7 protein-coding genes and 1 pseudogene are annotated in these 10017 nt (G+C 52.2%); 3 read left to right on the top strand and 5 right to left on the bottom strand.

The features are described from left to right. On the top strand, positions 1-836 hold an 836-nt coding region (locus tag ABJQ89_RS17195; protein WP_348497382.1), incomplete at its 5' end, for a ParB N-terminal domain-containing protein. 113 nt (positions 837-949) lie between these two features. Here ABJQ89_RS17195 and rfbA read toward each other — a convergent pair. Next, the gene (gene rfbA / locus ABJQ89_RS17190; RefSeq protein WP_348497381.1) at positions 950-1831 is read right to left on the bottom strand and encodes a glucose-1-phosphate thymidylyltransferase RfbA; all 882 of its coding nucleotides are present in this window, start codon (positions 1829-1831) and stop codon (positions 950-952) included. A gap of 224 nt (positions 1832-2055) precedes the next feature. Between rfbA and ABJQ89_RS17185 the strand changes: the two genes are divergently transcribed. Then, positions 2056-3462, top strand: a complete 1407-nt coding sequence (locus ABJQ89_RS17185) for a DUF2793 domain-containing protein (protein ID WP_348497380.1) — start codon at positions 2056-2058, stop codon at positions 3460-3462. Between the two features lie 153 nt (positions 3463-3615). Then, positions 3616-5037, top strand: a complete 1422-nt coding sequence (locus ABJQ89_RS17180; RefSeq protein WP_348497379.1) for a tetratricopeptide repeat protein — start codon at positions 3616-3618, stop codon at positions 5035-5037. 163 nt (positions 5038-5200) lie between these two features. Here the strand turns inward: ABJQ89_RS17180 and ABJQ89_RS17175 are convergent, their stop codons facing one another. The 4 genes and pseudogenes from ABJQ89_RS17175 to ABJQ89_RS17160 all read right to left on the bottom strand — a co-directional run. Next, positions 5201-5815, bottom strand: a complete 615-nt coding sequence (locus tag ABJQ89_RS17175) for a hypothetical protein (RefSeq protein WP_348497378.1) — start codon at positions 5813-5815, stop codon at positions 5201-5203. Positions 5816-5854: 39 nt separating this feature from the next. After that, positions 5855-6721 carry a sulfotransferase gene (locus ABJQ89_RS17170; protein ID WP_348497377.1) on the bottom strand — a complete coding sequence of 289 codons (867 nt, stop codon included), beginning with the start codon at positions 6719-6721 and terminating at the stop codon, positions 5855-5857. Between the two features lie 45 nt (positions 6722-6766). After that, complete coding sequence (locus ABJQ89_RS17165; protein ID WP_348497376.1) at positions 6767-8392, bottom strand: sulfotransferase domain-containing protein; 1626 nt, start codon at positions 8390-8392, stop codon at positions 6767-6769. After that, a pseudogene (locus ABJQ89_RS17160) lies at positions 8389-10017 on the bottom strand (hypothetical protein); the annotation flags it as partial. The gene ABJQ89_RS17165 and the pseudogene ABJQ89_RS17160, both read right to left, overlap by 4 nt.

Below are 10017 nucleotides of genomic sequence, written 5' to 3'. Positions count from 1 at the left end.
CGAGTGATGATCTTGAGCTAGAGAGCCTGATCACATCGATCAAGGAGCTCGGTCTGTCCAACCCGATCCGCGTGCTGAAACGTCCTGATGGAACAGGCTACGAGCTGGTTCAAGGGTTCCGGCGCTTGAGCGCGTATCGCGCGCTGCTGGAGCAGTCTGGCGCGACTGAGACATGGGGCAGGGTGCCCGCACTGGTGTTGCCGGGGGGCGCTGATATCGGCAGCCTCTATCGGCGCATGGTGGATGAGAATGTGATCCGCAAGGACCTATCATTCGCAGAGATGGCGCGCGCGGCGCAGACCTATGCAATGGACCCCGCGACAGAGGCCAAGGACCTGAGCAGCGCGGTTGCTGCGCTGTTTCAATCGGCGGCCTATTCAAAGCGGAGCTACATCCGTTCCTTCGCCTATTTGCTGGATGAGATCGGGGATGCCTTGGCCTACCCAACCGAGATCCCGCGTGCGCTCGGCGTTGCGCTTGCGCGGGAGATCAAGGAGCGGCCGGAAATCAAAGCGCGTATTCGCGATGATCTGAGTGACTGGGACATGCGGTCGATCAAGGATGAGTTGGACGTTCTAAGGCGGTATCTGCATGTCGAGGATGTCGCCGTTGATGGACCCGAAGGCGAGACTGTTTTGCCTGCGCGCAAGACCAAAGCATCGGTCGCGGACCCGTCAAAGACCAAGACCACATTTGATATCCGCACGCGTGCGGGTCGGGTGAAATGCACCGCCGGAGTAGGGCGCCTTGAGATCAAAGTTGATCGAGATTTTTCTACCATTGATCGCGCTCAGCTAGAGCGGGCGATTGCGGGATTGGTTGATGGGCTAGGGTAGGGGGCTAGCGATCTTATCCGCGGATAAGGTTTGCAGATATAACAAAGGCGGCGAACCGAGTTGTTCGCCGCCTTTGTCTCTAAAAGTTGTTTTAAATCAGTGTGTTAGGCGTTTCAGGTGCTTTTCTCTGCTAGGATGTTGCGCAGGTGCTGACCATACTCGTTTTTGGCAAATAGGGCCGCGCGTTCTTCCAAGCCTTCGGCTGAAATCCAGCCCTGATCAAAGGCGATTTCATCGGGGCTACCGGTTTGCATGCCCTGACGTTTTTGCAGTGTGCGCACGAAGTTACCCGCGTCCAGAAGGCTGCCGTGCGTGCCCGTATCGAGCCATGCATAACCGCGGCCCATACGTTGTACGTCAAGGGAGCCATCGTTGAGATAGGTTTCCAAAAGGGAAGTGATTTCCAGTTCACCGCGCTCTGACGGTTGAACAGATGCGGCGCGCTCTGACGCTGTGCCATCAAGGAAATAGAGACCGGTCACAGCATAGTTGGACTTTGGCTGTTCTGGCTTTTCAACGATTTCAATCGCTTTACCCGCGCTATCAAATTCGACGACGCCATAGCGTTCTGGATCAGAGACGTGATAACCGAACACGGTCCCGCCAGAAGTGCTTTGATCGGCTAGATTCAGCATCTTGGGAAGACCATGCCCAAAGAAGATGTTGTCGCCAAGCACCATGGCTGACGGTGCGCCCGCGAGGAAATCCTTGGTGAGCAAATATGCCTGAGCGAGGCCATCTGGTGACGGTTGTGTAATGTAGGTCAGCTCCAGGCCCCATTGACTGCCGTCGCCGAGGATACGTTTGAACTGGTCTTGATCCGCGGGCGTCGTAATGATCGCAATCTCGCGGATGCCACTGAGCATCAAAACGCTGAGCGGATAGTAAATCATTGGTTTGTCATAGATTGGGAGAAGCTGTTTCGACAGGCCTACTGTGATTGGATAGAGGCGCGTGCCTGAACCGCCGGCGAGTATAATGCCTTTACGTTTCATAATTTGTCCTTGGAAATTTTGTAGTGAGAAGAAGGTATCATCATTGGCTTTCGGCTACCATATCGATTTTATCACTTTGGAATATGTGCTCATTAATCATGCGCTTGTGAAGCTTGAAATCACTGCATGAAGGGCGCTTAGAGCACCGCGCGGTGGGGTAGGGGACCGGTAAGAGGTTCAAGTTAGTGTTCTGGCTTCCTTTTCAATGCAGCGGAGCGCGCCTCATGACTTCTTCCACTTCAATTTTGGGCCTGCCCTATATTCAACCGGCACAGGCACAGAAACATGTCACTCATAACGAGGCGTTGCGGGTTTTGGATGCTTTGGTCCAAATGGTCGTTCTTGCGCGCGATCTGACTGTTCCGCCAGTTTCGGTCGAAACGGGCGATTGTTATTTGGTGGCGTCTTCTGCGCAGGGGGCCTGGACAGGGCATGATGCAGAGATTGCGATCTACGAAAATGGTGTTTGGAGCTTTATCGCGCCTTTGACGGGATGGCAGGCCTATGACACTGCGCAGGGGGTTCGTGTCACATTTGACGGGACCGACTGGGTCTCTGATGAAGTCACAACGGTTGATACGTTAGGCATTAACGCGGTTGCAGATGGGTTTGACCGTCTGTCCGTCGCGTCTGATGCGGTCTTGCTGAACCATGCTGGATCGAACCATCAGTTGAAGATCAACAAGGCGGCGGTAAGTGATACGGCGAGCCTTTTGTTTCAGACCGGTTTCTCGGGGCGCGCGGAGATGGGGCTCGCGGGGAATGACGATTTTTCCTTCAAAGTGAGTGCCGATGGTGCGACCTGGTTTGAGGCGCTTCGTATTGATGCGGCGACGGGCGGTGTGACGTTTGGACAAACGGCCTGGCGTGACGTGTTGAGCGCGCCGCGCACTTATTTTGTCGATCCGTTGCTCGGGAACGATACGGGCGACGGGTTAACGTTGGGGGCAGGGGCGTTTGCGACGCTCGACCATGCGTTGACTGTTGTTCAAGGTATCGATGCGCGCGGGCACGCTGTTGGCATTCAACTGGCAGATGGAACGTACTCGATTTCTAGCCCGCTTGAGATATCGATGCCTATCGTGGGCGCGTCTAAATTGACGATCACAGGGAACGTGGCATCGCCGGATTTAGTGATCTTAGACGGCGTTGATGAGGTGTTTAAGGTCAGCGATGGTACGTTGGCGTTAGAGGGCGTGCGATTGCAGAATGCGAGCACTGCTGATGCAACGATTCACGTCTCTAACAAGGGACTTGTGAGACTGGCACATGTCGATTTTGGCGTTGCGGGTGGGCATATTATCGTCGTGGAAAACGGCAATTTAGCCTTAGACGGCCCCTACAGCATTTCAGGTGGTGCAAAATACCATTTGCAATTGCTCGAGGGGGGTGTGGCCGATTTTCAATCTCAAACAGTGACACTGACTTCGGTGGTCAATTTCAGCTCTGCATTTGTGTCTTGTGCACGTTGTAGTGTCGCACAAATGCCTGCGTTGACATTTGTCGGCACGGCTACGGGGCGTCGTTATAAGGTTTGGTTGAACGGAGTTATCAACACGAGCAACGAGGGCGAGACGTATTTCCCTGGCGATGTTGATGGCGTCGAAAGCACTGGTGGTGTGTACAATTGATAAGCGTTTGATCCCGCTTTGCAGGGGCTATGGGGGCTTCTGCAGGCGGGATGCATTGATAGAAAGTGAAATGCAATATACAGCTAGGGAAAGTTCTTAAACCATACCAAATTCGTTTGTTACGCGCTTATCACATCGCTTAGGATACTCGAGATGGAAAAAGCTACTGTTTCAACGTTTGTCGTCCTTGGTATGCACCGTTCGGGCACCTCTGCGCTGTCGCGTTCCATTAATATTCTTGGCCCGCGTACCTCTGATGCGCTGTTGCAGGCGAACAGTTTTAATACGTCCGGATATTGGGAGCCGCGCTCCATTGTGAAATTCAACAATGAGGTGCTTGCTGAGTTCAACAGGCACTGGGCAGACCCTAAGCCGCTTGCGAAGACTTGGACCGAATCGCGCGCGTTTGCTGACCGTGCCAGCGCAGCGCAGGACTTACTCGATCAGGAATTTGGTGGATTTGAGTCGATTGTTTTCAAGGACCCGAGGTTTTCCTGCCTTCTGCCCTTGTGGCACGATGCGATAATGGCGCGATCTGCGGAGCCAGTTTATCTGATTTCCTGCCGTAACCCTTTGGAAGTTGCTGGATCATTGGCGTTTCGTGATGATCTGAGCCTTGAGCACGGTCTAGAGCTCTGGCTGAGCTATATGTTGGATGCGGAACGCAATACGCGCGGGCAGCATCGGATCGTCGTTCATTACGAAGATTTGCTGTCTGATTGGCGAGGTGCGTTGGAGGAGGTTTGCCAACATGTAAGCCTGCCCAATCTTGCAGAGCTTGACGCGGACAAAGCACAGGCGATTGATGCGTTTCTTGCGCCTGAAGATCGTCATCATATTTTGTCAAAAACGGATATCGATGCCGATGACCGAGTTCCTGACATTGTAAAGCGCGCTTACGATTTGTTCCTTCGGTTCACTGACCCGCAGGCGCAAGGCGCATTTGAAGAGCTTGAAGCGGAATGGATGGCATATTGGCAGGCAAAAAGCCCCGGTGATGATGGTTCAGCCTATGTCGATGAGATGCCCCAGGCGAAAGTGGCTAAGAGTAAGGAGCTCGAGGCTGAGGGCCGGATTGATGAGGCGCTGGCGCTGGTCAAAGAGGCCGTCGCGGCGTTGGACAATCGTTCAGAGTTCCATTTTCGGTTGGGCAGCCTTTATGAGGTATCGGGAGATCTAGAGAGCGCTTTGACGCCTTTGCGCCGAGCGCTTGAAATGGATGATCAGCTCTTGAAGCATCACATGGCTTTGGCGCGGGTGTTGCGCAAGTTGGGGGATCGTGAACAGGAGCTGATCGTTTTGAAGGCGGCGCTGCCGTTGCATCCCGATCATGGCCTTTTGAACCACCTATATGGCGCGTGTTTAGAGCATGCGCGGCAGCTTGATGAGGCTGTTGTGGCCCTGAGGCGTGCGCTGGAATTGGATGCTCAACCGGTTCGGTTTCATCTGGTGCTCGCGCGGGTGTTACGCAAGCAGGGAGCGCGCGCAGAGGAAGCCGAAGCGCTGAAAGCAGCGCTTGTGGTTCATCCAGATCACCCGCAGTTGCAGAGCAGGCTTAAAGAATGCTTGGGGTGAAATCGGGCCGAGTGTCGTTCGTATAATTAACATTATGTTAATAGTGGTGCGTGTGGAACAGGCTTGTTTCGAGCGAATGTCGTGAAATTCGATTGTAGAAAGCAAAAAACAGCCTCCACCCTTATGGGTGAAGGCTGTTGAATTAGACATTTTTTAACGTTGTTTAAAGGTAGTCTTCGATCGGTTTGTAGGACCCCGGTGCGCAATACGCTTCTAGTTTGCCGCGCACTTCGGGCGAAAGGTCTTTTCCTAAAAGTCGTTTGGACAAGGCCTCGCCTAGAGCGATTGGGTCCTCAAGGACTTTCTCGTAGTTGACCAGAATGCGTGGGCCGTCGTGCTCTTTCAAAAGTTTGGCGATGCGCAGATAGTTACGAGCATATCCGCCCACGAGTCTGCCGATGTCACCCGTATCCGTGTGCTTCAATTTGCTCGCTGAAGAAGCCAGGATGTTGCGGTAGGAAACGATGAAAATCGGTGCGCGCACAACGTCGGCGACCTTGTCATAATAAAGATAGGTCGACGGCTGCTTCCAGCCCCATTGCTGAGGATAGTCTTGGTTGTTTGAACCGATCAATTCGCGAATGGACTCAACGCTCTGACGTTTGTTGAAGCGTGGGTCTTCGTTGTTGGTATTGGTACATTCGCCCATATAGATGCCGAGCAACCGTAGAATGCCGGAAATCATCGAGGTACCTGAGCGAGGAGGTCCAAGCACAACAATAGTGTTTGGTGCAGTTTGATCATATTGATCAATATTAATTTCAACGTAGCTGCTCATTGCATTTCTTTCATACACAAATTTAAATTCAAATTACGCTCAGAGAACGAAACGGGCACTTTGCCAAATGCTCTTCACTTTCTCGGTCCCAAACCTATTCGCGACTTCGTGATAAGACGCTGCATAGTAGGTTGCAATCTCTTCAGCAATGTCTTCAGAAATGGTCGTAACCTTCGGAGAAACATTCACGAACTTGCCTAAATCGGCCTGAATAGGATCAATTTCGACAAATTCACAAAGCCTGTTGATCACGTCCTGTGAGAATAGAGTTTCGTAGAATTCGATGAAGACACGTTCCTCGGGGAATGCCGCGCTCAAGTTCTTGAGTGTTGCAGCATAGTCAGACCGTAGTTGGTAAACGGGAGAAGCGTAGATATCTTTCAGCTGTTCCATTTCTGTTTGTTCAAACTGGCGCTTGGGATTCTTGCGCTGCAATTCGCGTCGACTCATTCGGACGGCACTCCAAGACCGCTCAACCGGATCGCGCATGAGGAAGACAACTTTCGTTGTCATGCCACGATTGGTCAGCTGCTCATCAATGCCGCGGAAGGTTTCCGCACTTAAGCCGCAATATGAGGGTGTGAAATCGCCAGTGACATGAATGTTGCCTGGCGCAACGAGCCCTTGGAAGTAATCATAGTAGACGTTTTCATCACGATGAAAATCCAAAATAAGTTGCAACTTAGGGCCTGCGCTATTGGTTTCGCCGCGTGCCTTGAGGCCTGACAGTCGTTTTTGCGCGCGACGCTTGAAACCTGCACATTCTGGAATCGTGCGGGCATCGTGGATATGGTATTCTTTGGCAATACCCATATCCACATTTGCTGATTGCGAGATCATATTATGGAGCCAGCTGGTACCACATTTTTGGCTACCGACACCGAGGAGGAAATAGTTTTTTGTCATATTTTCACGTTCTACGTCGCTTAAAATACCTGCGACTTACCTTTCTTAAGAAAACATCTCAGGGACAACTTCGCGTGTCGCGATGACATCGGGTTGATAAGGTTTCATACCCTCTTCATTTATACGGCGCTTAATCTCGGAAATTGCAGCCGACAGGTCAGCAAACGGAACATCGGCTAATTGCCAAGGGGCGTACTGCCACCACTGCAAGGCAAGCAGTTGCTTAATCTGACGCTTCGGGAACCGGTAGCGAATGAGTTTGGCAGGAACACCGCCAACAATCGCGTAGGGTGGGACGTCTTTTGTGACGACCGCATGTGCCCCAATGACAGCGCCATCACCGACGGAAACACCGGCAGTTAGGACTGCACCGTGACCGATCCAAACGTCGTTTCCGATCGTTGTGGTGCGCGTGAGTTCTAGGCGGGCACGCGCAGATAATGCGGGGTCGGGATTGTTTTCATCGTACTCGGCTTTGAATGGGAAATTCTCGCCTGTGGCAAACTTAAAGCCCTGTTCAAACTGAAACGGGCTGGTGGAGAGCCATTCCATCGTATGATTGAACTGTCCGATATTCACGTCCCGCGCGATTGAGCAGTAGCGCCCAATATGCGTGCCATAGGCGTGGCCAGTTACCGCATAAGAAAACGCGCCCATGGAACAATCGCCGCGCATGACCAAATCGGAGAGGCGTGCTGGGGCTTCGAACTTGAAACGTTTGTCGAGGCCACCTGACACGCGAGGTGTGGCTTCAAGGCCGTAGCTGCGCAAGATCTGATGGCTGTTCGGTTTTGCTTCGGCTGGATCGTTTTGGGCGACTTGCTCCATTTCTGGGCCTTTTTCTCTGACGTCTTTGCACCACTTCAAAAGCCGTGCGGTTTCGGCATCCCATGACGGAATGTCGTGGCCGAGCAGAGATTTCAGGAGTTTGATATCTTCCGAATAGATATCGATCAGAAATTCGATGTCTTCCGGTCCAATCGGGAGCGGATGGCCTTTGACCGTGATGCCAGCGCGACTGATTTCACGCGGACCGCCTGCGTTGGATGCTTTGAACAATCCTGCGGGCGTTTCTTTGGAGTTGATGCCAAGAAAATCACATATCTTTGTGAAACCCTGCTCTGGGTTCGCAACGATATCTTCTTCGAAGATCAAAACTTTCATGCGTTTCTTGTCGACCGTGTCGAGCCAGTGCTTCAAATGCGCGCCGTAGAAACCGATATCGAGAATACCCAATTTATGGGCGGTCTCACTGATCGTTTTGGTCGGATCGATACGATCACGTTTGACGTGATGCCCGAACGCAGAAATTGCACGCCACACCGGGTGGCGTAGCGAAACGATGAAATCAACATCAGTGCCGAGCACGTCGCGAACAGCGCTCGGAATATCCGGGTTGTGCATGGGCGGTGGCTGCGTTTTGGAGCGTTCCCGATCAGTGCTCCAGAAGTAGCCAGGCGTCTTTTCACCTACGCGTTTAAATCGATCTGCACCCTCAAAATTTGCTTTATAGTTTTCAAGCAACTCTGGGTCTGAGTAGTTTAGTTTATTGAAGTACAATAGTTCTACAGACTTTGGCATGAAGACATCAGGATGATGTTTCAAACAGTCATAAATCCAAGTTGAACCAGCCTTCTGCGCCCCCAAAACGAGGAAGTCGGGTAAAGTCATTTATTAGTCTCCAAAAAACTGTTCAGAACGAGGTCTGAATACTCATTAAGCGTTTCGTCAAGCATATGGTCAGATACCCAATCCTGCGCATCTTCGCGTTCTTGTGTGGTCAAAGTCCCCTGCTTGATTACTGCTTTTAAAGCATTTTCCCAAGCAAGTTTAGTGCTTGCGACAAGTTTAAGGTGAGGCGCGTCTTTTAGAGGTTCATATACGCTGTGCTTCGAGGCTAGGACACGGAGACCCAATCCGGAATAGTCCAGAGCTTTCAAGTTTGATTTGTAGCTATTGAATGGCGCGTTGGTCAGCGGCGCGATGCCGAAGTCCAGTTCGTTACATTGAGACTGCAGCCAGTTCACGAAGTTTGGATAGTTTTGCACCCCGTTGGGGACATCAACAATCTCAAGCCATTTTGGCAGCTTGGCAGGTGGGTTTGCCAAGGCGCCGATCAAACGCAGTCTCAGGTTGGGGTTAGAACTCGCGATTGATTCAAAGGCATCGAAGACCATTGCAAAGTCTTCGTCGTGGCTGCGGTTGCCCATATAGAGGCCGCGCACCAACCCGTCGTTTTTACGGTCGGGCAGACGACCGCGCCATACACGTCCACTGAGACGGTTTGGAACGACTGAAACGGATGAATTGATTTCACCGATCTTCTTGGCGAGCGGTTCTGTGGAAACCGTGACAAGGTTGGCGCCTTCAAGGATTTCTTTGAGGACCAGCGCATAGGCCGCATAAGCACCGTTGGGATCTTTGTCGCTTGGCACTGCCATGAGATCATCGTCCAGATCGACGGTATACTTAAAGTCACCTGCGTCGACGTGGGGTTTGAGTTTTTCCCAAATCTGCTTGTTCAGCGCATTGCGTTGAATGATGCCTGTCGAGATTTCGCCCGTGCGGACGGCAGAAACCAATGCGTCAGGTGTCATACGGATGTAGGTCACATTGCTGTCGAGCTTATTAATGCACCGTTCCCAAACGCGGACATGGGTTGAGGCGGGTGCGCCAGTCAACTTTGGATCCGCAGGGCTGACAACGGCGACGCGTCTTTTTTCGAGCCCGATCAGTTTCGGCTTTTTATTCGGCGCGGCAAACGGCACTTGCGCGTTTTTGACACTGGCGAAGGTGTTTTGGTACAGCGCTTGGTACTTTGACGCCATCGCCTTGGTTGTGTTTGAGCGACCCTCGGTACGTTGCCAAGCAACGACAGCCATGAGTTTTTCTGTGAACTCTTCGGGATCGCCAAGCTCTGCGATCATGCTCGCGTAGAGGGCATCCAAATTGGATTCATCATGCACCCAACCTGCACCGCTCTTGCGAATGCGTGTTGCGACGGTCGGGTAGTCGAGACCGATCACAGGCAGGCCAATGGCCCACATTTCTGTCAGAGTATGGCAGTAGGTTTCGTCCCAGATAGAAAAGACCGCGCCCACATGTGGGGAAATTCGCGCTGCGCGCTCTGCGAACTCTTCTCTTTTGTAGGTTCCGTGGAACACGAGACCGGGATGTTTCGTTTCGAAATCATGTGCGCCGAGAATATGGAATTCGAGACGTTGTGCATCTTTGTCCCGCTCAAGAAGCGCTTCAATGACGCCACTGCCTTTTGCACGGTTGATGTTGCCGGGCAC

The organism is Planktotalea sp., assembly GCF_039984035.1.
Taxonomy (GTDB): Bacteria; Pseudomonadota; Alphaproteobacteria; order Rhodobacterales; family Rhodobacteraceae; genus Planktotalea.
This window is presented reverse-complemented; position numbering and strand designations above follow the sequence as displayed.